Below are 23,804 nucleotides of genomic sequence, written 5' to 3' on the forward strand. Positions count from 1 at the left end.
CGGTCGGCTCATTTGTCCCGGTACAGCCATGGTAAGCCTAACTCGAGCGGCGCAAGAACTGGATTTATAATTGCCGGGCCTGGGTCCCTCGCCCCCTTGACTTGGGGGAGTGGGGGCGGCGACGCGGCCGGAGCGGGGGCTTCGTAGGGCGGATGCTTTGTGAAAACTTGGCACTTCGGCGCCAATTCCCTCTCCGTCTCGGGTTCGCCGAGCCACCTCTCCCCACATTCGTGGGGCGAGGAACCCAAGTTCTTCCAGGCCTCAAGCCGCCACCAGCCGCCGTGCGAGTCCATCCCTGATATACCGCGCGAATTCCTGCGCCGCCGGCCCTACCCCATGCCTCGGCAAATGCAGATTGATCGAAAAATTCGGCAGCGGCGGCAGCCCGGACTCCGATGGCAATATGTCGAGATCGGCCGGCACCGTGGAGGCAAGCCAGGTAGTGACCGCGAGGTCGGAACGCACTGTCGCCGTCGTCGCGTCGATGTTGCCGTTTTCGAACACGGTGCGCCATTCCAGCCCATGCTCGCCGAGCGCCGCCAGCACCGCCGGACGGAAGGCGCAGGTGTCGGCGACGATCGAGACCGGCAGCGGCCGCTTGGCACGGGCAACACCGCCCTTGGCGCCGACCCAGACCAGCCGGTCGATGACAAGGCATTCGCCCGCCGACGGGCCGACGCGTTCCTCGATCACCGCGAGGTCGATGGTCCCGGCCGCAAGGGCAGCGGCCAACTCGGGCGACGAAGCGCAGACCAGCGATATTTCGACCTGCGGATAGGTCTCGGCATATGTCTTCAGCACCGGTGCCAGCAAGGTGCCGACAAGGTCGTAAGGCACGCCGAGCCGCACCTGGCCAGCAACCGGAGTGCCCGCCATTTCGGCCCAGATTTCGTCATTGAGGCCAAGCAGGCGCTTGCCCTTGCCGAGCAGCTGTTCGCCGGCGCGCGTCAGCCGCAAGCCGCGCCTGTCGCGCTCGAACAGGCTTGAGCCGAGCGCCTCCTCCAACCGCTTGACCTGCTGGCTGACGGCACCTTGCGTCAGGTGCAGTGCGTTGGCAGCCGCCGTCATGCTGGCCTTGTCGGCGACGGTGATGAAGGTGCGGATCAGCGCCATGTCGAGATTTCGGATCATGGCATGCATTATGGCTGCTAATGCTAACCATGGCAAACATTGCATTTACTGAAGCTAGCTCTCCGCTACGATCGCTACCTCTCAGAGGAAACCACATGCTCGAGCCCGTCATCCCGCTCATCCTGTTTGCGATCGTTGCCACCACAACGCCCGGCATCGCCACGACCTTGTCGACGGCGTCCGGCGCGCAGTTCGGCTTTCGCCGTTCCGTGCCTTTGCTGGTCGGCAGCGCCGCCGGCCTCGCCACCGTGACCGGCGCGACCGCCGCCGGGCTCGCCGGGCTGCTGCTTGCCGTGCCCTCGCTGCAACTGGCGATGAAGGTCATCGGCTCGCTTTATCTCGTCTGGCTGGCGATCAAGATCGGCCGCAGCGGACCGCCCAATCTGGATGTGACCATGGCCAGACCGAACAGCTTTCTCGGCGGCGCCGGCATTCAATGGATGAACCCGAAAGGCTGGGCGATGGGATTGGGTGCCGCAGCCTCGTTCGCGGCGCTGGCCAGCGGGCCGATGCAGCTTGCGCTGCTGCTCGGCGTCACCTTCGGCCTCGCCGCCGCCGCCTCGCTCTCGCTGTGGTGCGTGGCCGGCATGCTGCTTGCCCGGCTGCTCAAGACCGAGCGGCAATGGCGCGCGCTCAACATCGTGCTGGCGCTGGTGCTTGCCGCATCGATCATCCCGATGTGGCGGACGGCGTAAAACGCTCAAGCCAAAATCCGCGCCAGCACCCCCACCCGGACCTACGGTCCGACCTCCCCACAAGGGGGAGGTAGGGAGCGCAGCTTTTTCGCATCCCCACAAGACCATTGTCGCACGGGCGGACGAGGCGCTTCCTCACCCTCCCCCTTGTGGGGAGGGTCGCTGCGGAGCAGCGGGGTGGGGGACCTGGTTCGCAAGCGAACCAGCCTTGCCAGCTCAAGCCGCGTAGCGCGCGGCCGGCTTGTTGGCGTGCAGGCTGCCGAAGAAGACTTGCCGGGCGCCGAGGAAAGTGTCCAGCTTGGCCGGATCGGCAAGTCCCGGCACGGTGACGGCTTCGCCCCTGGCCAGGCCGACAAGTGCTGCATCGACCAGATTGTCGGCGCTCATGACGATCTCTTGCGGGACGCTGTCGATATCGCTGCCGGCAATCTCCCAGAAATCGGTCCGGGTCGCGCCCGGCAACACGACCTGCACCTTCACCTGGGTGTCAGCGACCTCACGCTGCAGGGCCTCGGTGAAGTTGACGACATACGCCTTGGTGCCACTGTAGATGCCGCCGAACGAGGTGTCATAGGCCAGCACCGATGCGATGTTGACGATGGCGCCGCGATTGCGTGCGATCAGGCCGGGCAACACGGCACGGGTCAGCCGCGTCAGGGCGACGACATTGACCTTGATCATGCGCTCGGCGATATCGGCGTCCGCCGTCGCCACCACTTGCGCACCGCCGAGGCCGGCATTGTTGACCAGCAGCGTCACGCTGTCATCGGCTGATATCGCCTGCTCGACGCGGCGCAGGTCATTGTCGTTGGCCAGATCCGCGCTGATCACGCTGACCTTGCGGTCATAGGCATTTCGTAGCTTCTCCGCCAGGTCCTCGAGCCGGTCTGCGCGCCGCGCCACCAGCACCAAGTCATAGCCCTGCCCCGCCAGCCGGTCCGCATAGACCGCGCCGATGCCCGCCGAAGCACCGGTGACGACCGCCGTGCCCTTGTTGCTCTGTCCACTCACTGTCTTGCTCCTTCTTCGAACTGCTTTGCTTCGTTTCGACCTCGCCGCCGGCCCCGAGAGATCACCCTCGCCTTGCAGGCAAAGCCATTTGATTCATTTAGTGGCATATGCCACCATCACGCAAATAGGCATATGCCACTATCTTGTCAATGATCGGAATGGGGATTATTTGAGACGTGGCGGCCGGGCATTATTCGCCGGCGCCAAGGACACAGTATGTCGAAGGATACCCTGCCCGGCCTGACGCTCTGCAACAACGCCGCGCTGCGCCGTGCGGCGCGCAAGCTCGGCCAGTTCTATGATGATGTGATGGCGCCTTCGGGCCTGAAGGCCACGCAGCAGGGCCTGCTCTACCAGATTCATATCGGCGATGAGCCAGCGATGGGCGCTATTGCGGCCTCGCTGATCATGGACTTGTCGGCACTCGGCCATACGCTGAAGCCGCTGATCCGCGACGGTTATGTCGAGACCTTCGCCGACCCGGCGGACCGCCGCATCAAGCGCGTACGGTTGACGCCAAAAGGCCTAGTCAAGCTGGATGAGGCGATGAAGCTGTGGCAAATTGCCCAGCAGCGTTTCGAGGACGTGGCCGGCAAGGACAAGGCGGAAAGGCTGCGCGCGGCTCTGGATGAGATCGCCGCGCTCGATTTCGACCTGCCGCCGGCCAGTTGAGCCGGCCGTACTACTCAGCCGGCATTGCGACCGTCCTGGCCGCCCAGCTGCCGGCCAGCAGGATGCCGAGCCCGACGATCGGGAAGGCTGCGGCGACAAGGCCGAGATCGGCCGGCGCGCCGTAGCGCAGCACGACGCCGCCGACCACGGCACCCAACGCGACGCCCAGGTAGAGCGACGAGGCGTTAAGCGACAGCACGATCGGGGCAGCATCGGGCGCCAGCTTGATGATGCGGCTCGCCTGCGCCGGTGGGAACGCCCAGCCGACTATGCCCCACGGCACCATCATCGCCATCAGCGCCGGCCCGGCAATATGGTGCGGCAGGAAGGTCGGGATGACCGACAGCAGGACCAGCATGCCGGCACTCAGCGCCAACGACCAACCGACGGTGCGGGTCGCGCCGAACCGGTCGGCTGCCTGGCCGCCGCCAATGTTGCCGATGACGGCGCCGACGCCGAAGGCGAGCAGCATGCCGGGCAGCGCGATCTGGCTGAGCCCGCCGCCCTCGATGGCGAGCGGCGCGACAAAGGCAAAGACGGTGAAGGCGCCGATCAGCGCCAGCACTGTCGTCAACAGGATCGGCATCACGCCGGGACGCAGCGCGGCAGCCAGCCTGCGCTTCAAGGGCAGCCTGGTGCCAACGATACCCTGCGGCAGCCGATACCACAGAATCGCGCCCGCAAGCGCGCCAAGGCCGGCGATGGCAAAGAAGGTGCCGCGCCAGCCGGCAATGGTGGCAACGAGCGCGCCGAGCGGCGCGCCGACGGCGACGGCCACCGTGGTGCCGCCGACGACGACGGCGATGGCACGCGCCCGGTGATGGTCATCGACCAACGCCACCGCCGTGCCTTGCGCGGTCGCCGCGAACAGGCCCGACGACAGCGCCATTACGACACGCGCGATCAACAGCAGTTCGAAGGAGGAGCTCAAGGCGGCGGCGATGTTGCCGAGCACGAAGAACACCAGCGTCCACAGGATGACGCGGCGCCGGTCCCATTCGCCAGTCAGCGTCGCCAGGATCGGCGTGCCGACCGCATAGGCGAGCGCAAAGGCGGTGATCAGCGTGCCGGCCAGCGGGATGGAGATGCCGGCATCCGCCGCGATGTCGGGCAGAAGGCTGGAGATGACGAAGCCTTCGGTCGAGATGGTGAACGATCCGAGTGCAAGCCAGAAGAGGCGCTTGTCCATGGGGCGAAGTCCTTAGTTCAACAGTTATTGAACAATTGGACAGGAAAGGGCATGATGTCAATGAAGCGAAGGAAAATTAGCTGACCCCTCCTGACAGCCCTGTGTCAGCATGGATTACGCACAACAGTGTGGACAGCTACGGCGGGATGGATGCGTTGAAATCGGCCGAAACTGCGCTTAGTTTCCAGCCATGACCTTGCCACACCCCAATACGGACCAGATCAGCCTGCCCATCGTGCTCGGCGTGCTCGGCGACCCGACCCGGCTCGCCATTGTGCGCTATCTCGCCAGCAAGGAAGGCGTGCCGCTGAACTGCAGCCGGTTCCTCGATCTCGGCTCGAAGACCAATCTGAGCTACCACCTCGCCAAACTGCGCGAGGCCGGCGTCACCCGCGCCGAAGTGGTTGGCACCAACCGCATGATCACGCTGCGCCGCGCCGATCTCGACGCCCGCTTCCCCGGTCTGCTCGACAGTGTCATCGCCGCCGCCGGCGACGATCCGGCGCTGCCGGTGGTTGGTGCCCACGACATCGACGTGCCGGCGTAAGCCTCCAAAGCTCGGTTGTCTGCAAGGCCTGCCTTCCCGCTCGTCAACCCACGGAGCCGCCAAAAATGCGCATTGCCGTCCTCGCCGATATCCATGGCAATGTGCTGGCATTGGACGCCGTTCTTGAGGATCTGCGCCAGCGCGGCGGCGCGGACCTGACCGTCAATCTCGGCGACAGCGTTTCTGGCCCGCTATGGCCGCGCGAGACGTTTGCGCGGCTGGAGGCGCTCAACCTGCCGACGGTGCGCGGCAACCACGATCGCCGCGTCGCCGCCGACCCGGCCGATGAGACCATGTGGGCCTCCGATGTCTATGCGCAGCAGCGGCTGACACAGGCGCAGCGCGAAGTCCTCTTCAAACAGCCGCTGACGCTGGAGATCGCGCCCGGCGTGATCGCCTTCCACGCCCGCCCGGACCACGACGAGAAATATCTCGCCGATACGATCGTCAATGGCCAGCTGGTGCGCGCTCCGCTGGCGGCGATCCGGCGCCGGCTGAAGCCGCTCGATCCCGGCTGCCGCATCGCACTGTGCGGCCACAGCCACCGGGCGGAGCTGATCCGCATCCCCGATGGTCCGGTCATCTTCAATCCCGGAAGCATCGGCTGCCCCGCCTATGATGATGCGACACCGCCGGCGCATGTCTCCGAGCAAGGCTCGCCGCACGCCCGCTACGGCATCGTGACCTTGGGTGACGCAGGCCAGCCCGACCGTTTCGAAAACATCGCGGTCAGCTACGACCATGAGGCAGCGGCGCGCCAAGCCGAACAGGCCGACCGGCCGGAATGGGCCCACGCGCTCAGGACGGGGTTCATGCCAGACTGAGCGAAGCTCATGTCTGGCTGAACGCACTTGCGTTCATGCCACCAGGCTGAGCGAAGCTCATGCCTCAGGCTGAATGCACTTGCGTTCATGCCTGGCTGAACGCACTTGCGTTCATGCCGCCAGGCTGAACTGGTCGGGCTGGACCTCTGCCAGCACGGCCAGAACGCGATCGAATTTTCGGGCTTACATGGCGGCGCCTCGTCCCTTATAAAACCGGCCGGGTACGCGGCGGGTTCGACACGTCCCGGTATGATATCAGCGCACGGCCAAACGATGAGGCGCACAGTTACGCTCCGAACATCCCTGAATGCGCTGATTGTCGCTCCGCTGCTGATGGCGGCATGGCACGTCCTTGCCCCCACTATGGCCGAAGAAGCGCCGGATCTCGTCTTTTCCATCGTCACAGGACTGGCGCCGGACGATCTGCTCAATCTCCGCACCAAGCCATCGCCGGTCGGCAAGACCGAGACACGCCTGGCCAGTGGTGCACGCGTGAAAAATCTCGGTTGCAACGACATTGACGGCCATCAGTGGTGCAAGGTTGAAACCGACGATCCGAAGGCCAGCGGATGGGCGCCGGCGCGCTACCTCGTCCCCCTCAATCCGGCCCCCTATGTCGAAGGCGAGACAAAACCGGCGGATGCGCCGGTGGTCGCTTCCACTGGCGACGCGGCGGGCAAGCCGGAGGCCGGAGCCGCCGCTGAGGCTGCGGCCCAGCCGCCGCCCGACCTGGCGGCGCGGCTGGGGGGCACCGGTCCGGCAACTGAAAGCATGCCGAAAACCGCCACCGAAATCGGCCGCGCCGCGATGCAGGATGCCTATGGCCTGGCACTGGCGGCGGCCGAAACCTCGCCGGCAGGAGATGTCCAGGACGCCGCGGCGTCACAGCCGCCCGCTACTGCCCCCGACGAGATCCCCTGCGCCCGCTATGTCGGCCAGCCGATGCAGCGCTGCAAGGTCAGCGCCATGCGCACCGCCGACAAGGCCGACATCACGGTCACCTGGCCCGATGGCGGCACGCGCATCATCTCCTTCGTCGCCGGCAAGCCGGCCAGCTCCGACGCGCCCGGTGACTTCCGCTTCACCCGAGAAGGCAGCCTCAACATGATCCGCGTCGGGGTGTCGGAACGCTTCGAGATCACGGATCAGTTGGCGCTGGGGGATTAGGGATCAGGGATTGGGCAGTAGGGAATAGGCATTAGGCGCTTGAACGTCCCGTACTGCCTACTCCCCAATCCCTACTCCCTGCTCTCTCGCATTTTCGGGGTTACATCAGTCAAAACTCTTCCCTATAAGGCCCTCCTAGCCTGATACCAGAATCGCGAGCACAACCGGCCGGGTCTTCCCGTCCCGGTTTTTTGTGCAAGCCGCCCGCCGAACGGACCTGTGACATGCCAAGACGCACCGACATCAAGTCGATCCTGATCATCGGGGCCGGCCCCATCGTCATCGGCCAGGCCTGCGAGTTCGACTATTCAGGCACCCAGGCCTGCAAGGCGCTCAAGGAAGAGGGCTTCCGCGTCATCCTGGTCAATTCCAACCCGGCCACCATCATGACCGACCCGGAATTGGCCGACGCCACCTATATCGAGCCAATCACGCCTGAAGTGGTGGCCAAGATCATCGCCAAGGAGCGGCCCGACGCGCTGCTGCCGACCATGGGCGGCCAGACCGCGCTCAACACCGCTCTGTCGCTGCGCCGCATGGGCGTGCTGGAGCGCTACAATGTCGAGATGATCGGCGCCGACGCCACGGCCATCGACAAGGCCGAGGACCGCGCGCTGTTTCGCGAGGCGATGAAGAAGATCGGCTTGGAGACGCCGAAGTCGATGCTGGCCAACGCCACCGACGTCAAGAACACCGACCGCAAGACGCACGAGGCCGAGCGCGCCGCGCTGAAAGCCGAGAAGCCGGCCGATCTCGACGCCGCGCTCGATGCGCTGGAAACCCGCTGGAACCTCGGCGAAGGCGACCGCAAGCAGCGCTACATCAGTCATGGCATGGCGATTGCAGCCCAGGCGCTCGACCATGTCGGCCTGCCCGCCATCATCCGCCCATCCTTCACCATGGGCGGCACCGGCGGCGGCATCGCCTACAACCGCGCCGAATTCTACGAGATCGTCCAGTCCGGCCTCGATGCCTCGCCGACCACCGAAGTGCTGATCGAGGAAAGCGTGCTCGGCTGGAAGGAGTATGAGATGGAGGTCGTCCGCGACAAGGCGGACAATTGCATCATCGTCTGCTCGATCGAGAACATCGACCCGATGGGCGTGCACACCGGCGATTCGATCACCGTCGCCCCTGCCCTGACCTTGACCGACAAAGAATACCAGATGATGCGCAACGCCTCGATCGCGGTGCTGCGCGAGATCGGCGTCGAGACCGGCGGCTCCAACGTGCAGTTCGCCGTCAATCCTGCGGACGGAAGGCTGGTGGTGATCGAGATGAACCCGCGCGTCTCGCGCAGCTCCGCCTTGGCTTCGAAGGCGACCGGTTTCCCGATCGCCAAGATCGCGGCCAAGCTCGCCGTCGGCTACACGCTGGACGAGCTGGAGAACGACATCACCGGCGGCGCGACGCCAGCCTCGTTCGAACCCAGCATCGACTATGTCGTGACGAAAATCCCGCGCTTTGCGTTCGAAAAGTTCCCCGGCGCCGAGCCGGTGCTGACCACCGCGATGAAGTCGGTCGGCGAGGTCATGGCCATCGGCCGCACCTTCCAGGAATCGCTGCAGAAGGCGCTACGCGGCCTCGAAACCGGCCTCACCGGCCTCGACGAGATCGAGATCCCCGGCCTCGGTTACGGTGCCGCGACCGCCAACCATGCCGACGACCGCAATGCCATCCGCGCAGCACTCGGCACGCCGACGCCCGACCGGCTGCGCATGGTGGCGCAGGCGATCCGCATGGGCACCTCGCTGGAAGACGTGCACGCCATGTGCAAGATCGACCCGTGGTTCCTCGAGCAGATCGCCGGCATCCTGGCCATGGAGGCCCGCATCCGCGAGCACGGCATCCCCGAGGATGCCGTCAACCTGCGTATGCTGAAAGCGATGGGTTTTTCGGACGCCCGCCTGGCGTCGCTGACCCGAACCGACATCGAAGTGATCGAGAAGGCGCGTGAAAAGCTCGACGTTCATCCGGTCTACAAGCGCATCGACACCTGCGCGGCCGAGTTCGCCTCGCCCACCGCTTACATGTACTCGACCTATGAAGTGCCGTTTGCCGGCGCGCTCGCCAACGAGGCGCAGGTCTCGTCGCGCAAGAAAGTCGTCATCCTCGGTGGCGGACCCAACCGCATCGGCCAGGGCATCGAGTTCGACTATTGCTGCTGCCACGCGGCGTTTGCGCTGCGCGACGCCGGCTATGAAGCGATCATGATCAACTGCAACCCGGAGACGGTCTCGACCGACTACGACACCTCCGACCGGCTCTATTTCGAGCCGCTGACGGCGGAGGACGTGCTGGAGATCCTGCGCGCCGAGCAGGCGTCGGGCGAGCTGGTCGGCGTCATCGTCCAGTTCGGCGGCCAGACGCCGCTGAAGCTGGCGGATGCGCTGGAGAAGGCCGGCATCCCGATCCTCGGCACCTCGCCCGACATGATCGACCTCGCCGAAGACCGCGACCGCTTCCAGAAGCTGCTGCACAAGCTCGGCCTCAGCCAGCCGAAGAACGGCATCGCCTACTCGGTCGAGCAGGCCCGCCTCGTCGCCGGCGAGCTCGGCTTCCCCTTGGTGGTGCGCCCCTCCTATGTGCTCGGCGGCCGCGCCATGCAGATCATCCACAGCGAGGGCATGCTGCAAAGCTATTTGCTCGACACAGTGCCGGGCCTGGTGCCGGAGGACATCAAGCAGAAATACCCCAACGACAAGACCGGCCAGATCAACACGCTGCTGGGCAAGAACCCGCTGCTGTTCGACACCTATCTCTCCGGCGCCATCGAGGTCGATGTCGACTGCCTCTGCGACGGCAAGGACACCTTCGTCTCCGGCATATTGGAGCACATCGAGGAAGCCGGCATCCATTCGGGCGACAGTGCCTGCTCGCTGCCGGTGCACTCGCTGCCTTCGGACCTGGTCGACGAGCTGGAGCGGCAGACGGCCGCCCTTGCCCGTGCGCTCAATGTCGGCGGGTTGATGAACGTGCAGTACGCGATCAAGGACGGCACGGTCTATGTGCTGGAGGTCAACCCGCGTGCGTCGCGCACCGTGCCCTTCGTCGCCAAGACCATCGGCCGGCCGATTGCCAAGATCGCTGCCCGCATCATGGCCGGCGAGAGCCTGGAAGACGCTTTCGCCCATTACGGCGCCATGCCCGACCCCAGGAACCCTGGCCACATCGCGGTCAAGGAAGCCGTCTTCCCCTTCGCCCGCTTCCCCGGCGTCGACATCCTGCTCGGCCCGGAAATGCGCTCGACCGGCGAAGTCATGGGTCTCGACCGCGATTTTGCTCTCGCCTTCGCCAAGAGCCAGTTGGGCGCCGGTGTCGACCTGCCACGCTCCGGCACGCTGTTCGTCTCGGTGCGCGACGAGGACAAGAAAGGCATCCTGCCGGCGGTCAAGCGCCTCGCCGGCCTGGGCTTCAAGGTCATGGCGACCTCCGGCACTGCCCGCTTCCTCGCCGAAAACGGCGTCGTCGCCGAGAAAATAAACAAAGTGCTGGAAGGCCGCCCCCACATCGAAGACGCCATCCGCAACCGCCAGGTGCAGATCGTCTTCAACACGACGGACGGCCAGAAAGCGGTGTCGGACTCCAAGTCGCTGCGGCGTGCGACGCTGATGCAGAAGGTGCCGTACTACACGACGCTGTCGGGCGCGGCTGCGGTGGCTGAGGCGATTGCGGCGCTGAAGGCGGGGAGCCTCGAAGTGAGGCCGCTGCAGGAGTATTTTGCTTGAGGATTAGCCAATCTCCCTCCTTGTGGGGGAGATGGCCGGCAGGCCAGAGGGGGGTACTGTCCCGCCGGCGTGGCGGATCGACAACAGCCCGTTGCACTTAGCCCCCTTTAGAGTCATTCTCCTTCGTCAACTTTGGGAGGGGAAGAATGGCTAAGAAATCCGGAAGGATTGGGGAAGCAGATATTTCAAAAGATGTCTTGGCGATTATAGCTGCCGAACCTAATAGGGAGATTTCCACCACAGGATTGATTGCGAAGCTTCGGGACCGCATTCCGCTAAGCGCTGAAGATGAAGAGCAGCTCGAGGGTCGACAAGACGATCGATTCTCCCAGATCGTCCGAAACATCAAATCGCACAAGGACCAACCTGGAAACCTCATCTATGACGGGCATCTACAGAGTATCTATAGAGGGTTTAAGCGGCCCTAGAGAACTTCGCTTTATATCCCGGCTGAAACCATTTTAATTCAGTTTGCACTGGTGCACTCTTGTCCCAGACGAACCAAGCGTAGGCCGTGGTTCCGGAACCAGCTTGAACAGCGCCTGCTGGATAGAAGGTGATGCGCTCGCTAAACACCCAGACGCGCGCGGGCGGGCATTCAGCGAAGATCGTGTTCGCTCGATTTGCCCCTTCCAGAAAAGCTAGCCTCAAAAGCAGTGCGAACTTATTGCGCGCCAGTTTCACACCGGAGCGCACGAAACTTTCTGCGCTATTGTAAGGAGGATTGGTCACGATGTTGTCTGCCGGTGTGCGGGCTATGTTGAAGTCAATCCCAGCTTCACCGAAGCCACGATTAAATAGATCGGAACTTCGAACTGGATTGTCACGGCTCTCCAGAACCCGAGACATTGCGCCGTCGCCGCAGGCGCACTCCCATATCTCGCCAGAGAATTTTTCATTTTCCATCAAGGCATGCGTCGCCCAAGCGGGCGTTGGGAAGTAGTCAGGACCTGCGAGATCAGCAAACCGCTTCATTGTCGGCTTGAAGCCGCCGTTGAGGTTATAAGTCGCGTCCATATGATTCGACTCCGCCAGAGCAGAAACTATAACAGAATCATATGGTTAAATAAATCTTAAGGCGATGTGGCGAATTGACTCAGGCGCTTAGCGCGGCAGGCCGAGGACGCGTTATATTCCAGCGCAATATTGTCTGATCCAGTCAGGACTCGTTAACCATGACTCACGCGGTCGAGTAGCACTTTTGGGCCCCAAAGGCGCTACTGCGCGTAGCAACACTCATGCCAACCTGATTTTCCGTAAATTACTTGGGGACTCATTAACCATGACTCGAGTCCGATTTTCTCTTGTAAGAGTCCAAGACTTCTGATAGTTTGGCTTCATGGTCTCGTTAAGCGAATTCCTTTCCCCTCGGTATAGAACGCTCAAAAGAGCGCTGGAGGAAACACGTCGCCAGCTTGCCTCTATTGAAGATGAAATTAGACAGATCGAATCAGCGGCAGCAGCAGCAAATATAAAAATTGACGACTCCGCAGGGGCAGATCAAAAAAAAATAACACCGGCGTCGGCAGATGAGAACGCGCCGAGAACAATGAAAGATGCCGCAATTGAAGCTCTAAGAGGAGCAACTGGCGGAATGACAACGGTAGATATACTTGAAATTGTTAATGATAAACTTGGAACAATTTACCCAAGATCGAGTCTTAGCCCACAGCTATCTCGGTTGAAAGGTGATGGCATCATCTACAGAAAGGATGGACGCTGGATATTGACGCACGACCCAAATCTGCCGGATGCGTCCTGAGTATCCAACGACTGTGAGAAAGACAACCATACAAGACGGTGGTTCCTCACCGCCTTGTATGGCCATATAGAGACGTAGTGTAGTGGAAGCACGCCTGAGGTTTACGAAGCGGTCGCAGCCCGCCCCAGGTGGTGGAGGTTCTAATCCTCCCGTCTTTTCCATACGGCGATGCATCAACGACGTCAAATCTAAGAGATGTTAGCAAAAAGGACGCCCCTCACGCCACAGCCACACACTCGATCTCGATGTCAAACTCCATCGGCCAAGACGCCACCGGCACGAAGCTGCGCGCCGGCGGGTTGACGGTGAAGTACTTCGCGTAAACCCGGTTGATGGCGTTGTAGAAGCCCGAATTGACGGCGTAGATGCGCACCATCACCACGTTGTCCAGCGAAGTGCCGGCCGCTTCCAGGCAATGTTTCAGCGCCTTCAGCGACGCCTCGGTCTGCGTTTCGATGTCGCCGCGCACCATCTCGCCGGTCACCATGTCCACCGGCGGCGTCGCCGAGATGAACACGAAGCCGTTGGCCTTGACCGCTGTCGAACAGGGAAGGCCGAGCGCCCGCACCTTGTCCGACATGACCGGCACTTCGATGATTTCTTTCTTCATGGTGGTTCTCCTCCCCTTTGTTGGACAGGTTGGCGCAAAGGCCCCCTCACCCAGCCTCCGCTTCGCTCGGCTGACCTCTCCCCGAGGGGAGAGGAGACTTGCAACGTCGGCGCCTTCCTCTTCTCCCCAGCGGGGAGAAGGTGGCCGCGCAGCGGTCGGATGAGGGGGTCTTTTGCGTGAACCTCTGATTTCAGGGAGCTTGTCCCGGCACTGGCGGAACGCCAGCGCCGACGCATGGTCCAGGCCTCAACCCGTCGCCACGCACTCGATCTCGATATCGAACTCCATCGGCCACGACGCCACCGGCACGAAGGTCCGCGATGGCGGGTTTTCGGGAAAATGCCTGGCATAGACGCGGTTGATGGCGTTGTAGAAGCCGGAATTGACGGCGTAGATGCGCACCATCACCACATTGTCCAGCGAGGTGCCCGCCGCTTCCAGGCAGTGTTTCAGCGCCTTCAGCGACGCCTCGGTCTGGGTTTCGATGTCGCCCTTGACCAGCCTGCCGGTCGCGATGTCGAGCGGCGGCGTGCCGGACACGAAGACCAGCCCCGCGGCCCTGGTCACCAGCGACAGCGGCACGCCCAGACTGCGCACGGCCGCCGACAGCACCGGCACTTCGATGATTTCCTTCTTCATGGCAATCCTCCCTGAGTTTGCAGGAGCTTATCCTGGCACGGGCGGAACGCCAGCGCCGTTCTTCCCTTCTCCCCCTGGGGGAGAAGGAAGATGCGGCGCTAGAGAAAACCGATGAACCGTCCGGCGAAAAGCACTGAGGTCCACAGCAGAATCGAAAGCACGGCCAGAGCGGTCCCACCTGCCGGTTCGTCGCTGCCTGTAGCGCGGCAAAAGCGCAGGAAGGCGAGCAGGTTGACGCCGGCAACAAGGATGAGTGTCATCTTGGCCAGGAAGATCGGCATCGCCGCATAGATGCTAGCCCTCACTGAAAACAGCAGCGAGCCTGTGACGAGCGCACCCGCGAACGCCGCCAATGCAATGCGGCGCAGCAGCGCGACGAACGCCGCGTGCGGCAGCGAGCGGAAGGCGCCGCAGATCCTGAGGTCCATCAGAACGACGCTGGTCAGCAGCGCGCCGATCGACATGATGTGGAGCGCATTGACCACGGGGTAGGCAACGAAGGAGGCCTTCAGCCAGCGCGCGAAGGCAAGTTGCTCGATACCGGCTAGGAACTCCGCCATCTAGGCCGGTGGCACACGCTCTGGATGGACAACGTATGTCTCGCCATTGACGATGATGCGCACCGCCTTCATGCGCTTTTCGGTCCCCTCGAGCGAGCGGTTGCCGATCGCGGTCACTTCGTCGCCGACCTTGGCAACGTCCTCCGTGAAGCCGGCGGCGATCGTGCGGGATGCCGGCGCCAGCTCCACCCGCCAGGCCTCTCCCTTTGCGTCGACATCCAGCGTGGCATGCGGATTGCCGATATAGATGGCCGTGATCTTGCCCCTGAGTTCGAAAAACCCATCCTGCGTCCACGACCAGCCATGATGGGCATAGGCTGCGGTGCCGGCGGCGAGGATCACGGTCGCCGTCAGCGCGACGCCGCGAATTGCGTTGAAAGGTGACTGCATCGCTGGTCTCCTCGGTTCATTCAGCAGGCAATCGAGAGTAGGACACGGCACGGCAAGGTCAAATCACATCGGGAAAGGCCGGTGCCGCCAGGGCCAGCTTGTGGTGCTTGGTTTTGCCAGACGGGCTGGCATCCACCGCAGCACTCTACGGCTCCGCCGTAGAGCGCGGACTTGAACGCCTTCAACCCTGGTGCGCGACCGCCAGTTCCTTCACGTGCCTTTCGTGCATCTTCAGCGTCGGCAGCGTCTTCTTGGCGAATTCCTTCATCGCCGGCTCGTCGCCCGACTTTGCATAGGCGCTGAACAGCGCGACGGCTTCCTTGTGGGCGTTGGTCTGCATCTCGATGTATTTCGCCTGGAACTGACCGCCGCTGGCGCCCTTGAGCTCATCGAGCATCTTCTGCTCCTTGGGCTGCAGTGCCGGACCGGAAGGTGCCGTGGCCGAGGTTGTCTGGCCGAGGCTGAGAGCCGTCTTGAAATCCTCGCCGGCCTTGGTGTGATCGGCGATCATCTGCTTGGCGAATGCCTTGACATCGGCGTCGGTAGCCTGCTGCTCGGCGAGCTTGCTGGACTGGATCTCGAACTCATTGGCGCTTGGCACCATTTTGATGAAGGTCGAAGTGTCGACCTTGGTCGTGGCGACAAGCGGCGTCGACTGGGCAAAGGCGGGCGCGCCGCCCAGCAATGCCGCGGCGGTAAGGACAAGAAGGGTCTTCATGGCATGTCTCCGGGTTTGAACTATCCCTCGGACATTCCAACGCGGTAAAAGCGACGAGGTTGCGCGAACATCTTTTCTCGCCAAACGACGGCACCTCAATGGCAGCACGCCTCGCCATATTGCAGCTGTTCGTGCCAGTTCGGCCGGCCTTCCGGCGTGAAATCCATCAGGTTCCACAGGATCTCGCAGGTGCCGATGGCGCGTGGGTCCTGGCCGGGCTCCGGTGCCGCGAAGCCGAGCTCGGAAGACCAGAAATGGCGGATGCCATCCGCATCGCGATGAAACACCGACAGCAGCGGGATCTGCGCGCCGTCGGCATTCTCGGCATTGTAGTCGCGCTTGAAGCTGTTGGAAGCCGAAGACACCAGCCGCATGTTGCGCCAGCCCCGGTCGCGGCCGAGCGTGACCAGGTTTTCGAGCGCGGTCTTTGCGACCACCGCGAAATTGAAGCCGGCCGCCTCGAGATGCCCGACCGCGCCGTCGAACTGGTCGAGCAGCGCCGTGCAGGACGGACATGGCTGGTCCTGTCGCGCAAGCTTCGCCGTGCCGCCGCTCGCGGCCACGTCCCGCGTCTCCTGCGGGTGGCGCGGAAACATCATGTTGTAGAGGATCAAGCTGTCCTTGCCGGGCGCGAACAGCTCCGACAGTTTCACCTTTGCGGACTTGCCTTCGGTGTCCAGCCCGTCGAACTCATAGTCCTGGCGGATCAGTCCGCCCGGCGGCAGCGCCCGCCGTGCCTCGGCCACGTCCTCCATGGCGCGGCGCAGCACGATTTCCTTCCGCAGCAGTTTTTCACGCGCGGTGCGGTATCTGGCGGATTCGTTGGGAAAGGTGATCATGATCGTCTCCTTGGATCGTCGCGCCGGCGTCCCGGCACGGTTGTTCTGCGACCCAAGGACGTTTCGCGGCGGCCGGTGCCGACATTTGCGCAGGAGCGCGGCGACGAAGCCTTCCCGAAAAGATTGGACCGACGCTACCGCGCTGCCGGCACCGGGCAGTCGGTGTCGGCATCCTTGCAATTGAGGTAGCCTTGCAGGTCCTTCAGCCTGTTGTTGGTGAGGGACGCCTGGCAGGAGGCCACGACCATCGGATACATGCTGCCCGCATCGGCAGGCGGACCGCCCTGGAAATTGCATTCGGCGTCACGGAAAGCGACCCAGGCGCGCTGCGCATCGACCAGCAGCCTCTTCGCCGCCGCATTGTCCTTCAGCCTGCCCTCGATCTGCCTGTAGGCGTCGTTGAGCTTCTTGTCGGCCGCGTCGAATGCCTTGCCGGCGCACGCGTTCATGGTCGCCTGGTCCTGCGCATTGGCGCAGTCGTCGGCGGCCCGCGCGGTGCCGGCATAGGGCGGAACGGCAAGTATCAGGGTGGCAAGGCTGGAGAGCAGAAACCGCATCATGTTTCCTCCGGTTCAGCAACGCCCCACGCAAGGCGAAGCTTAGCAACCGGCCGAGTGCAGGCAAGATGCGGCCTGCCGCGTTGGTGGACAGTTCCTTTACTTGCCCGGTTCTCGCGGCAGCGCGGCAAGACGCCCCGCAGGATGACAGCGGCCTCACCCCTTGACGCCACCGGCGGTGAGACCGGAGACGATCTTGCGCTGGAAGATCAGGACCAGCACCACCAGCGGCACCGTGACGATCACCGATGCGGCCATGATGTTGCCCCACGGGATCTCGAACTGCGAGTTGCCGGAGAGCAGCGCGATCGCCACCGGCACGGTCCGCTGCGCGTTGTTGGAGGTGAATGTCAGGGCAAACAGGAACTCGTTCCACGCGCCGATGAAGGCCAGCAGCCCGGTGGTCGCCAGCGCCGGCCACATCAGCGGCAGGAAGACCCGCGTGATGATGATCCACGGCGTCGCGCCGTCGAGGATCGCCGCCTCCTCGACCTCGACCGGCAGGTCGCGAACGAAGGTGGTGAGCACCCAGACGGTGAAGGGCAAGGTAAAGATCATGTAGGAGAAGATCAGCGCGAACAGCGAATTGTAGAGGCCGAACATGCGGACCAGTTCGAACAGCCCGGCCAGCAGCGCCACCTGCGGGAACATCGAGACCGACAGGATGGTGAACAGCAGGGCCGAGCGGCCGCGAAAGCGGATGCGTGCCAGCGCATAGGCTGATGTGACGCCGAGCAACAGCGACAGCGCGACGACCGCGCCTGAGACGAACAGCGAATTTACGAGATTGCGCACGAAGCTGCCCTCGGTCAGCACATTCCGGTAGTTGGCAAGACTGACCGTCGTCGGCCACAGATCGGCTCGGAACAGATCGGTGCCCGATTTCAGGCTGGTGACGATGGCGTAGTAGAACGGGAACACCGCGACGAAGACGATTGCGCCGACCAGCAGGGTGAAGGCCGTGCGCTTCAGGATCCACATGTCAGCGGCCTCCGTCCAGGCTTATCCGGCCGATCCGGATATAGGCGATGGTGAGCAAGGCGAGGATGAGGAAGAGCAAGGTCGAGGCGGCGGAGCCATAGGCGAACTTGTCGAACTCGAACAGGTTCTCGCGGGCAAACACCGACATCGACTTGGTGTGCACATTGTTGGGCGTCAGCACATAGATCAGGTCGAAGATGCGCAGCGCGTCGAGCGCGCGGAAGATCACGGCCACCATCACCGCCGGACGGATGAGCGGCAACGTCACCCGCCAGAAGATCTGCCACGGGTTGGCGCCGTCGAGTCTGGCCACCTCGATGATCTCCCTCGGCAGCATCTGCAGCGCGGCCAGGATCAGCAACGCCATGAATGGTGTCGTTTTCCAGATATCGACGATGAGGATCGCCGCCATCGCCGTGTCGGCGTTGGCCGTCCAGGCGATCTTGGCGCTGGTCAGGCCGAGGTTGAGCAACACGACGTTGATGATGCCGAACTGGTCATTGAGCATCCACTGCCACATCTTCGCCGAGACGATCGTCGGGATGGCCCAGGGGATCAGGATCGCCGCCCTGACGATGCCGCGGCCTGGGAATTTGGCATTGAGAACCAGCGCAACGATCGTGCCGAGGATCGTCTCGCAGGTAACCGAGATCACCGCGAAGCGCACCGTATTCCAGACGGCACGCCACCAGACCGGATCAACGAGCAGACCATCGTAGAGGACCCGCCCGCTCGGCATGCTGAACACCGAGAAATAATTGCCGAAGCCGACCCATCGGCGCGCGTCGAGGTCGGCCAGCGAGGCGTCGGTGAAGCTGAAATAGACCGTGCGGACGAGCGGCCAACCGGCCGCCGCGGCGAGCACCAGAAGCATTGGCGCCAGGAAAAGCCAGGCCGAGCGAACGCGCTGAGCCGTCAACGACGAGTGCGCAGCCCTGGCTGTTTCAGGTTCCATTCTTATCATCTCGCACTCGCTCGTTGCGGCTCCGCCAGGCGGATGCCCCAGCATCGTCGCGTCACCAGCCTCGGCCCTTCAGCTTGGTCAGCATCGCTTCGAGGTCGGCCAGATTGTCGGTGGCAGTGCCGTCGCCCGAGAGCGTGTTGTGAACGGCGTTCCAGAACTGGCTCGACGCCTCGTTGTATTTGATCCTGGTCGCGGCCGAGGGGCGCGGCATCGCGTTGAGAAAGATCTGCTTCCAGCGCGGAACGATCGGCTGTTGCCGGGCGATGTCAGCATCGTCATACAGCGCCTGGATGGTCGGCAGGTTGGACGTCTTCAGCGTGCGGTATTTCTGCATCGCGGGCGAGGCGATGAACTTGACCAGCTCGATCGCGGCATCCTGATGCTTCGAATATTTGGAGACGGCGAGGTTCCAGCCGCCCAGCGTCGCGATCGGCCGGGCGCCTTCGCCCGTGCCGGCCGGCAGCGGCGCCACGTCGAATTTGCCCTTGATCGGCGAGCCCCCGCCGTTGCCGAGCGCGTAGGCATAGGGCCAGTTGCGCATGAACACCGCGTTGCCTGTCTGCCACACGCCGCGCGATTCCTCTTCCTGGTAGGCAAGCACGCCGGGCGGCGCGATGGTCCCGACCCAGCCCTTGGCCATATCGAGCACCGCCGCCGCATTTGGGTTGTTGATGGAGATGGAGCCGTCCGGCTCGATGATCTGGCCGCCGCCACTCGACATCACCCATTCGAGCGCATTGCAGGTCAGGCCCTCATAGGCGTTGCCCTGGAAGACGAAGCCCCAGATATCCCGATTGCCCGCCGCACGCTCCCCGTCCATGACCACCTTGGCGGTGTCTGCCAGCTCCTTCCAGGTCGCCGGCACCTTGGCGCCGTACTTGTCGAGGAGATCCTTGCGGTAGTAGAGCGCCGGCGCATCGGTGAAGATCGGCAGCGCGACGAGCTTGCCGTTGACCGTCTGCGACTGGATGATCGACGGGAAATGGGCGCCGACGACATCCTTGGTCGCGGCGGTCAGATCGACGAGCTGGCTGGCGAGCTGCGGCGCCCAGATCACGTCCGTCTGATAGACGTCGATGTCGCTGTTTCCCGCGGCGAGCCAAAGCCGGTATTGGCCGAACTGGTCGGTCCCGGAGGTCGGCATGACGACGATGCCGACTTTGTTGCCGCTGTCCTTCTCGTAACGGTCGAGGATCTCGCGCAGCACCTTGATGCCGTCGCCCGTATCGCCCGACACGATCGACAGCTCGACGGCCTGCGCGGGCGTGCCAACCAGCATGGCGGCCACGCCGAGCGCCAGAAATGCGTGAAAAAGCTTCATGATGGTGGATGTCCCTCCGCAGCCGGCGACGGAAAATCCTCCGACGCACCGGCAGCTTGTCAGACCCCACCCTGCCATGAATGCGGAGCGACGCTTTGGGTTCCCAAATCACGCGGCTGGAACGGTTTCAGCCGTGCGGCGGAACCAGCGTCTCGTCGAGGATCTTGCGCAGCCGGATGTCGTTCAAAGCCGGCGGACGCGTTTCAGGCATCGCGCTCAGGCGTCGGGCTGCAGGCGGCGGCGCTGACGGTCGACACCAAGGCCGGTCGCATCGAGCAGGCCCTTGCGCTTGGCGTCGAAATAATAGCCGGTCTGATAGAGCCAGTCGGCCTTCTTGGCGTTGCCGCCGGCCACCAGCCAGGCGCCGCGCAGATATTTGACCGCGTATTTCAGATTGGTCTCGGCGTCGAACAGGCCCTTGGCCGGACCGTCATAGCCCATGCCGCGCGCCGTCGCATGCTTGATCTGCATCAGCCCCCAATGGCCATTGTTGTAGGCTTTCGGGTTGAAGGTGCTCTCGCGGTTGACGACATGGCGCACCAGGTCCACCGGCACCTGATAGAGGGCGGCATATTTCTCGATCAGCCGTTCGACATCGCCACGCACGCCCGTCGAGCGTTCTTCCATCGGCCCGACCGGACCCTGCACAAGGGCGGCCGGGTTCTGCGGCACGATATAGGCGACCTGCTGGACGCCGGGCATCCGGTCGCCCTTGGCGGTCGCCGGCATCACCAGCCCCGCGGTCGTATAGGTCTCGGCAGCCCGGATCGGCTCGCCCGCACTGGCCGGCGCAGGCGCCTGCCAGGCATTGGCGGTCATCACGGCGGGCACGGCTGGTGCCGCCGGCGTCGAACCGGCAAAGGCGGCGGTTACTGCCGCCGGTTGCGCTGCGGGATCGAGCGGCAGTTCGGCCGTCTGAACGGACGCAATACCGGAGGATTCCGGCAGCACAGAAACCGTCTCCGGCAGCGGCACGGTGAAGCCGGCGTCAGTGCCGACGACGGTCGCGGTCTCGGTAAGAGCCGGCGCGGACTTCATCTGCGAGGTCGACGTGCAACCGCTGATGCCGGCGGCGGCCAGGATCACGCCGATCGCGATAAGGTTGAATTTTGCTGGCAAGCCGAGCTCGGGTCCGATTTGTCGGGGTGTTAAGAAATCCCTTACACCAGCGATTCATGACCGGCAATCGGGGCCATCAGCTGGTTTTCGGGTGGCAAGACTTGGCTCCCGATGCCATATTGTTCTGGATATGTACCGGGGCGAATCCCGGTTTTCGCCACTTTGCGGAAAGGAACGCATCATGGACGCGACCTCTTCGATCACGGCCGGCCACGCGGTGTTAGAAACAGTGATCGGTTTCATGGGCATTGCCTGGAGTGAAAAGGGCCTGATCCGGCTCTGTCTGCCCGAACGCAGCCGCGAAGCGGTGGAGCGGCGCTTGCTGCGCCATGGCGGTGTTTCCGCCTCCACCGCCCAGCCGCCATGGGTGGTCGAGCTGATCGCCTCGATCAAGGCCTATGCGGCGGGCGAGGAGGTCGATTTCTCCGGCGTGCCGGTCGATCTCGACGGCGTCGACGATTTCCGCCTCGCCATCTATGACGCGGCGCGAAAACTCTCCTTCGGCGAAACCACCACCTATGGCGAGCTGGCCAAGACGGCCGGCCATGCCGGACTCGCCCGCGAAACCGGGGCCGCCCTCGGCGCCAATCCGGTGCCGTTGGTCATTCCTTGCCACCGCATCCTGGCGGCCGGCGGCAAGATCGGCGGCTTCTCGGCGCCGGGCGGTTCGGTCACCAAGGAGAAGATGCTGGCCATGGAAGGCGTGCGCGTCGGCCCGCCGCCACCGGCACAGGTTTCCTTCGGGTTCTGACGCGGACAAGTTCTAGTTGTTGTGGAAGAACCGCCTGCGGAAATGCCGGTCATTGTCCGGACGCTTGCAGTTATAGACGGGACAGGACTTGGTGTCGGCGCTCGGCACGTAGGCGCGCGTCCTCACCTCGCCCATGGTGCAGAATTGCTGGCTCTGCACATAGCGGTCGTAGAGCGGCAATCCCGGCACCCGCGTCGACTGGTAGCGCAGGATGACGGCGCCTTGCCGGGCTATCGTCGTCTGAACCTTGCCGCAGCTCATATGCGTCGGATCGTAGCGCGAGATCGCCTGCGCCTCGGCCGCCACCAGCGTCAGGCAGGCGGCAAGCAGAATGGTTTTCATGGTCTTCTCCCCTGGTCCGCCGCTCAAGGACAGCGTGACCTGCCGCAACGTTTTCAGCAGATTGGGGCAGCCGTTGGGCAGCCCCTCGATCACGGCTTTCTCACGCAGTCTTGTATTTTATGCGAAACCAGCCTATATGCCTTCCATTGATATTTCGGCCGATCGATCCGGGCCTCGCGATCTTCGCGTTTGCTGACGTCTATCTCCAAAATCTCGATGCACACCGGCTGGACTTCGGTCTGGTCAAACTAAAGCAAATGTTGAAGGACTATTAAAAATGGCAACTGGAACGGTCAAGTGGTTCAACGCCACCAAGGGCTTCGGCTTCATTCAGCCTGACGCAGGCGGCGCGGACGTTTTCGTCCATATCTCCGCTGTCGAGCGTGCTGGACTGTCGACCTTGGTCGAAGGCCAGAAGATCAACTTCGAGATCGAGCAGGACCGCCGCACTGGCAAGTCGTCCGCTGGATCTCTGAGCAAGGCAGCCTGATTTTGCGAAGTGCGCGCGCCGGGCGAGAGCTCGGGGCGCGCGGCAAGTCACGGATGTACTGACAGTCGCGCGATAAGCGCGCCGGAGCGGAAAGACCCGACAAACTGGATCAGCAGATAGCTGCCAGCCCGGACCGGACGCTCCCGATCAGGCTACCATGGAAGGCGGGATTTTTCCCGCCTTTTTGCTGTCTGGGGTTTAACGCCGACGGCCAGGAGCTATAGTCCCACCTCTGGTGACACGTTTGACCCAATTTGTGGTACTATTCAGCCATGACCAAGCTTGAGCAAATCGAAAAATCCGTCGCCGAACTGAGCGCCGAGGAACTGAAGGCCTTTGCCGCCTGGTTCGAAGCGCTTCGGGCGGACATGTGGGATCGGCAGATCGAGGCCGACTCGGGCCGATTGGACAAGCTTGCCGAACAGGCACTGGCTGACCATCGCGCCGGCCGGACCCGGCCACTGTGAATCACGTCGCCTCCCCATCGTTTTGGGAGGCTTATGAAAAACTGCCATTGTCCATCAGGGCAAAGGCTGACAGACATTTTGCAAGCCTGCGTTCTGATCCCTTTCATCCATCACTGCGTTTCAAACAAGTTGGACGATATTGGTCGGCGCGAGTTGACGACAATTACCGAGCTGTTGCCATCCACATCAATGATGACGTGATCTGGTTCTGGATCGGCACCCATGCTGATTACGATCATCTCCTGAAGTAACCAATACTCCTGGCCAAGGCCGCAAGCCCGATCAGGCGTCGCGCCTATCTCTGCGCCCAATCGGAGCAATGGCGATGGC

General features: G+C 63.2%; 28 protein-coding genes and 1 tRNA gene. 13 read left to right on the forward strand and 16 right to left on the reverse strand.

Annotated elements, in window-relative coordinates; translation table 11 throughout:
- Positions 1 to 261: 261 nt before the first annotated feature.
- Positions 262 to 1,131, reverse strand: a complete 870-nt coding sequence (locus NKJ89_RS31930) for a LysR substrate-binding domain-containing protein (RefSeq protein ID WP_352608504.1) — start codon at positions 1,129 to 1,131, stop codon at positions 262 to 264.
- Between the two features lie 95 nt (positions 1,132 to 1,226).
- On the opposite strand from NKJ89_RS31930, the gene NKJ89_RS31935 reads away from it, so the two are divergent.
- Positions 1,227 to 1,826 carry a LysE family translocator gene (locus tag NKJ89_RS31935; protein WP_023761866.1) on the forward strand — a complete coding sequence of 200 codons (600 nt, stop codon included), beginning with the start codon at positions 1,227 to 1,229 and terminating at the stop codon, positions 1,824 to 1,826.
- A 216-nt stretch (positions 1,827 to 2,042) separates the two neighbouring features.
- Here the strand turns inward: NKJ89_RS31935 and NKJ89_RS31940 are convergent, their stop codons facing one another.
- Entirely contained in the window at positions 2,043 to 2,837 is a 795-nt protein-coding gene (locus NKJ89_RS31940; protein WP_352608472.1) for an SDR family NAD(P)-dependent oxidoreductase, read from the reverse strand.
- A 216-nt stretch (positions 2,838 to 3,053) separates the two neighbouring features.
- Between NKJ89_RS31940 and NKJ89_RS31945 the strand changes: the two genes are divergently transcribed.
- A complete protein-coding gene (locus tag NKJ89_RS31945; protein WP_023761317.1) occupies positions 3,054 to 3,509 on the forward strand; it encodes a MarR family winged helix-turn-helix transcriptional regulator in 456 nt (151 codons plus the stop codon).
- Positions 3,510 to 3,519: 10 nt separating this feature from the next.
- On the opposite strand, the gene NKJ89_RS31950 is transcribed toward NKJ89_RS31945, so the two are convergent.
- Positions 3,520 to 4,698, reverse strand: coding sequence for an MFS transporter (locus NKJ89_RS31950; RefSeq protein ID WP_352608473.1), 1,179 nt, complete (start codon positions 4,696 to 4,698; stop codon positions 3,520 to 3,522).
- 190 nt (positions 4,699 to 4,888) lie between these two features.
- On the opposite strand from NKJ89_RS31950, the gene NKJ89_RS31955 reads away from it, so the two are divergent.
- From NKJ89_RS31955 to NKJ89_RS31975, 5 genes are all read left to right on the forward strand, one after another.
- Positions 4,889 to 5,245 carry an ArsR/SmtB family transcription factor gene (locus tag NKJ89_RS31955; protein ID WP_352608474.1) on the forward strand — a complete coding sequence of 119 codons (357 nt, stop codon included), beginning with the start codon at positions 4,889 to 4,891 and terminating at the stop codon, positions 5,243 to 5,245.
- A gap of 65 nt (positions 5,246 to 5,310) precedes the next feature.
- Positions 5,311 to 6,069: a metallophosphoesterase family protein gene (locus NKJ89_RS31960; RefSeq protein WP_352608475.1), complete on the forward strand. Its 759-nt coding sequence runs from the start codon at positions 5,311 to 5,313 to the stop codon at positions 6,067 to 6,069.
- 273 nt (positions 6,070 to 6,342) lie between these two features.
- Positions 6,343 to 7,236, forward strand: coding sequence for an SH3 domain-containing protein (locus tag NKJ89_RS31965; protein WP_352608476.1), 894 nt, complete (start codon positions 6,343 to 6,345; stop codon positions 7,234 to 7,236).
- Positions 7,237 to 7,460: 224 nt separating this feature from the next.
- Positions 7,461 to 10,964, forward strand: a complete 3,504-nt coding sequence (gene carB, locus NKJ89_RS31970; protein WP_352608477.1) for a carbamoyl-phosphate synthase large subunit — start codon at positions 7,461 to 7,463, stop codon at positions 10,962 to 10,964.
- A 146-nt stretch (positions 10,965 to 11,110) separates the two neighbouring features.
- Positions 11,111 to 11,392, forward strand: coding sequence for a hypothetical protein (locus tag NKJ89_RS31975; RefSeq protein ID WP_352608478.1), 282 nt, complete (start codon positions 11,111 to 11,113; stop codon positions 11,390 to 11,392).
- Here the strand turns inward: NKJ89_RS31975 and NKJ89_RS31980 are convergent.
- Positions 11,379 to 11,981 (reverse strand): hypothetical protein, encoded by a 603-nt coding sequence (locus NKJ89_RS31980; protein WP_352608480.1) that lies wholly within the window; start codon positions 11,979 to 11,981, stop codon positions 11,379 to 11,381. The two genes, NKJ89_RS31975 and NKJ89_RS31980, sit on opposite strands and share 14 nt — an antisense overlap.
- Before the next feature lie 322 nt (positions 11,982 to 12,303).
- Here NKJ89_RS31980 and NKJ89_RS31985 point away from each other — a divergent pair, with 322 nt between their 5' ends.
- Together NKJ89_RS31985 and NKJ89_RS31990 are read left to right on the forward strand one after the other, a co-directional pair.
- Positions 12,304 to 12,726 carry a hypothetical protein gene (locus NKJ89_RS31985; RefSeq protein ID WP_352608481.1) on the forward strand — a complete coding sequence of 141 codons (423 nt, stop codon included), beginning with the start codon at positions 12,304 to 12,306 and terminating at the stop codon, positions 12,724 to 12,726.
- 68 nt (positions 12,727 to 12,794) lie between these two features.
- Positions 12,795 to 12,887, forward strand: a tRNA-OTHER gene (locus NKJ89_RS31990).
- A gap of 56 nt (positions 12,888 to 12,943) precedes the next feature.
- On the opposite strand, the gene NKJ89_RS31995 is transcribed toward NKJ89_RS31990, so the two are convergent.
- The 11 genes from NKJ89_RS31995 to NKJ89_RS32050 all read right to left on the reverse strand — a co-directional run bounded on the left by NKJ89_RS31995 (position 12,944) and on the right by NKJ89_RS32050 (position 21,424).
- On the reverse strand, positions 12,944 to 13,336 hold the full coding sequence (locus tag NKJ89_RS31995; RefSeq protein ID WP_023761309.1) for a RidA family protein: 393 nt from the start codon (positions 13,334 to 13,336) through the stop codon (positions 12,944 to 12,946).
- A 246-nt stretch (positions 13,337 to 13,582) separates the two neighbouring features.
- Complete coding sequence (locus NKJ89_RS32000) at positions 13,583 to 13,975, reverse strand: RidA family protein (RefSeq protein WP_352608482.1); 393 nt, start codon at positions 13,973 to 13,975, stop codon at positions 13,583 to 13,585.
- Between the two features lie 98 nt (positions 13,976 to 14,073).
- Positions 14,074 to 14,535: a hypothetical protein gene (locus NKJ89_RS32005; protein WP_352608483.1), complete on the reverse strand. Its 462-nt coding sequence runs from the start codon at positions 14,533 to 14,535 to the stop codon at positions 14,074 to 14,076.
- The gene (locus NKJ89_RS32010) at positions 14,536 to 14,925 is read right to left on the reverse strand and encodes a DUF6152 family protein (protein ID WP_023761306.1); all 390 of its coding nucleotides are present in this window, start codon (positions 14,923 to 14,925) and stop codon (positions 14,536 to 14,538) included.
- Positions 14,926 to 15,106: 181 nt separating this feature from the next.
- Positions 15,107 to 15,643: a DUF4142 domain-containing protein gene (locus tag NKJ89_RS32015; RefSeq protein ID WP_352608484.1), complete on the reverse strand. Its 537-nt coding sequence runs from the start codon at positions 15,641 to 15,643 to the stop codon at positions 15,107 to 15,109.
- Positions 15,644 to 15,738: 95 nt separating this feature from the next.
- On the reverse strand, positions 15,739 to 16,482 hold the full coding sequence (locus tag NKJ89_RS32020) for a DUF899 family protein (protein ID WP_352608485.1): 744 nt from the start codon (positions 16,480 to 16,482) through the stop codon (positions 15,739 to 15,741).
- A gap of 134 nt (positions 16,483 to 16,616) precedes the next feature.
- Positions 16,617 to 17,042 (reverse strand): lysozyme inhibitor LprI family protein, encoded by a 426-nt coding sequence (locus NKJ89_RS32025; protein WP_352608486.1) that lies wholly within the window; start codon positions 17,040 to 17,042, stop codon positions 16,617 to 16,619.
- 153 nt (positions 17,043 to 17,195) lie between these two features.
- Positions 17,196 to 18,020, reverse strand: coding sequence for a carbohydrate ABC transporter permease (locus NKJ89_RS32030; RefSeq protein ID WP_352608487.1), 825 nt, complete (start codon positions 18,018 to 18,020; stop codon positions 17,196 to 17,198).
- Between the two features lies 1 nt (position 18,021).
- On the reverse strand, positions 18,022 to 18,984 hold the full coding sequence (locus tag NKJ89_RS32035) for a carbohydrate ABC transporter permease (RefSeq protein WP_352608488.1): 963 nt from the start codon (positions 18,982 to 18,984) through the stop codon (positions 18,022 to 18,024).
- Between the two features lie 52 nt (positions 18,985 to 19,036).
- Entirely contained in the window at positions 19,037 to 20,305 is a 1,269-nt protein-coding gene (locus NKJ89_RS32040) for an ABC transporter substrate-binding protein (RefSeq protein ID WP_352608490.1), read from the reverse strand.
- A gap of 216 nt (positions 20,306 to 20,521) precedes the next feature.
- Positions 20,522 to 21,424: a transglycosylase SLT domain-containing protein gene (locus NKJ89_RS32050; protein ID WP_352608491.1), complete on the reverse strand. Its 903-nt coding sequence runs from the start codon at positions 21,422 to 21,424 to the stop codon at positions 20,522 to 20,524.
- 181 nt (positions 21,425 to 21,605) lie between these two features.
- Here NKJ89_RS32050 and NKJ89_RS32055 point away from each other — a divergent pair, with 181 nt between their 5' ends.
- Positions 21,606 to 22,175, forward strand: coding sequence for a methylated-DNA--[protein]-cysteine S-methyltransferase (locus tag NKJ89_RS32055; RefSeq protein WP_352608492.1), 570 nt, complete (start codon positions 21,606 to 21,608; stop codon positions 22,173 to 22,175).
- A gap of 12 nt (positions 22,176 to 22,187) precedes the next feature.
- On the opposite strand, the gene NKJ89_RS32060 is transcribed toward NKJ89_RS32055, so the two are convergent.
- Positions 22,188 to 22,517: a hypothetical protein gene (locus NKJ89_RS32060; RefSeq protein ID WP_352608493.1), complete on the reverse strand. Its 330-nt coding sequence runs from the start codon at positions 22,515 to 22,517 to the stop codon at positions 22,188 to 22,190.
- Positions 22,518 to 22,794: 277 nt separating this feature from the next.
- Here NKJ89_RS32060 and NKJ89_RS32065 point away from each other — a divergent pair, with 277 nt between their 5' ends.
- The 3 genes from NKJ89_RS32065 to NKJ89_RS32075 all read left to right on the forward strand — a co-directional run bounded on the left by NKJ89_RS32065 (position 22,795) and on the right by NKJ89_RS32075 (position 23,725).
- The gene (locus NKJ89_RS32065; protein WP_010910991.1) at positions 22,795 to 23,007 is read left to right on the forward strand and encodes a cold-shock protein; all 213 of its coding nucleotides are present in this window, start codon (positions 22,795 to 22,797) and stop codon (positions 23,005 to 23,007) included.
- A gap of 272 nt (positions 23,008 to 23,279) precedes the next feature.
- Positions 23,280 to 23,474: a hypothetical protein gene (locus tag NKJ89_RS32070; RefSeq protein ID WP_023761295.1), complete on the forward strand. Its 195-nt coding sequence runs from the start codon at positions 23,280 to 23,282 to the stop codon at positions 23,472 to 23,474.
- Positions 23,471 to 23,725 (forward strand): type II toxin-antitoxin system RelE family toxin, encoded by a 255-nt coding sequence (locus tag NKJ89_RS32075; protein WP_352608494.1) that lies wholly within the window; start codon positions 23,471 to 23,473, stop codon positions 23,723 to 23,725. The genes NKJ89_RS32070 and NKJ89_RS32075 overlap by 4 nt, the downstream gene beginning before the upstream one ends.
- Positions 23,726 to 23,804: the final 79 nt, after the last annotated feature.

Origin of the sequence: Mesorhizobium sp. M0047 (assembly GCF_040323315.1) — a bacterium.
GTDB lineage: Bacteria > Pseudomonadota > Alphaproteobacteria > Rhizobiales > Rhizobiaceae > Mesorhizobium.

Excerpts from the sequence above, each read along its gene's own strand:
- NKJ89_RS31930 (WP_352608504.1), bottom strand. The coding sequence starts at position 1,131 with ATGATCCGAAATCTCGACATGGCGCTGATCCGCACCTTCATCACCGTC.
- NKJ89_RS31935 (WP_023761866.1), top strand. The coding sequence starts at position 1,227 with ATGCTCGAGCCCGTCATCCCGCTCATCCTGTTTGCGATCGTTGCCACC.
- NKJ89_RS31945 (WP_023761317.1), top strand. The coding sequence starts at position 3,054 with ATGTCGAAGGATACCCTGCCCGGCCTGACGCTCTGCAACAACGCCGCG.
- NKJ89_RS31950 (WP_352608473.1), bottom strand. The coding sequence starts at position 4,698 with ATGGACAAGCGCCTCTTCTGGCTTGCACTCGGATCGTTCACCATCTCG.
- NKJ89_RS31955 (WP_352608474.1), top strand. The coding sequence starts at position 4,889 with ATGACCTTGCCACACCCCAATACGGACCAGATCAGCCTGCCCATCGTG.
- NKJ89_RS31960 (WP_352608475.1), top strand. The coding sequence starts at position 5,311 with ATGCGCATTGCCGTCCTCGCCGATATCCATGGCAATGTGCTGGCATTG.
- NKJ89_RS31965 (WP_352608476.1), top strand. The coding sequence starts at position 6,343 with ATGAGGCGCACAGTTACGCTCCGAACATCCCTGAATGCGCTGATTGTC.
- carB (WP_352608477.1), top strand. The coding sequence starts at position 7,461 with ATGCCAAGACGCACCGACATCAAGTCGATCCTGATCATCGGGGCCGGC.
- NKJ89_RS31975 (WP_352608478.1), top strand. The coding sequence starts at position 11,111 with ATGGCTAAGAAATCCGGAAGGATTGGGGAAGCAGATATTTCAAAAGAT.
- NKJ89_RS31980 (WP_352608480.1), bottom strand. The coding sequence starts at position 11,981 with ATGGACGCGACTTATAACCTCAACGGCGGCTTCAAGCCGACAATGAAG.
- NKJ89_RS31985 (WP_352608481.1), top strand. The coding sequence starts at position 12,304 with ATGGTCTCGTTAAGCGAATTCCTTTCCCCTCGGTATAGAACGCTCAAA.
- NKJ89_RS31995 (WP_023761309.1), bottom strand. The coding sequence starts at position 13,336 with ATGAAGAAAGAAATCATCGAAGTGCCGGTCATGTCGGACAAGGTGCGG.
- NKJ89_RS32000 (WP_352608482.1), bottom strand. The coding sequence starts at position 13,975 with ATGAAGAAGGAAATCATCGAAGTGCCGGTGCTGTCGGCGGCCGTGCGC.
- NKJ89_RS32005 (WP_352608483.1), bottom strand. The coding sequence starts at position 14,535 with ATGGCGGAGTTCCTAGCCGGTATCGAGCAACTTGCCTTCGCGCGCTGG.
- NKJ89_RS32010 (WP_023761306.1), bottom strand. The coding sequence starts at position 14,925 with ATGCAGTCACCTTTCAACGCAATTCGCGGCGTCGCGCTGACGGCGACC.
- NKJ89_RS32015 (WP_352608484.1), bottom strand. The coding sequence starts at position 15,643 with ATGAAGACCCTTCTTGTCCTTACCGCCGCGGCATTGCTGGGCGGCGCG.
- NKJ89_RS32020 (WP_352608485.1), bottom strand. The coding sequence starts at position 16,482 with ATGATCACCTTTCCCAACGAATCCGCCAGATACCGCACCGCGCGTGAA.
- NKJ89_RS32025 (WP_352608486.1), bottom strand. The coding sequence starts at position 17,042 with ATGATGCGGTTTCTGCTCTCCAGCCTTGCCACCCTGATACTTGCCGTT.
- NKJ89_RS32030 (WP_352608487.1), bottom strand. The coding sequence starts at position 18,020 with ATGTGGATCCTGAAGCGCACGGCCTTCACCCTGCTGGTCGGCGCAATC.
- NKJ89_RS32035 (WP_352608488.1), bottom strand. The coding sequence starts at position 18,984 with ATGATAAGAATGGAACCTGAAACAGCCAGGGCTGCGCACTCGTCGTTG.
- NKJ89_RS32040 (WP_352608490.1), bottom strand. The coding sequence starts at position 20,305 with ATGAAGCTTTTTCACGCATTTCTGGCGCTCGGCGTGGCCGCCATGCTG.
- NKJ89_RS32055 (WP_352608492.1), top strand. The coding sequence starts at position 21,606 with ATGGACGCGACCTCTTCGATCACGGCCGGCCACGCGGTGTTAGAAACA.
- NKJ89_RS32060 (WP_352608493.1), bottom strand. The coding sequence starts at position 22,517 with ATGAAAACCATTCTGCTTGCCGCCTGCCTGACGCTGGTGGCGGCCGAG.
- NKJ89_RS32065 (WP_010910991.1), top strand. The coding sequence starts at position 22,795 with ATGGCAACTGGAACGGTCAAGTGGTTCAACGCCACCAAGGGCTTCGGC.
- NKJ89_RS32070 (WP_023761295.1), top strand. The coding sequence starts at position 23,280 with ATGACCAAGCTTGAGCAAATCGAAAAATCCGTCGCCGAACTGAGCGCC.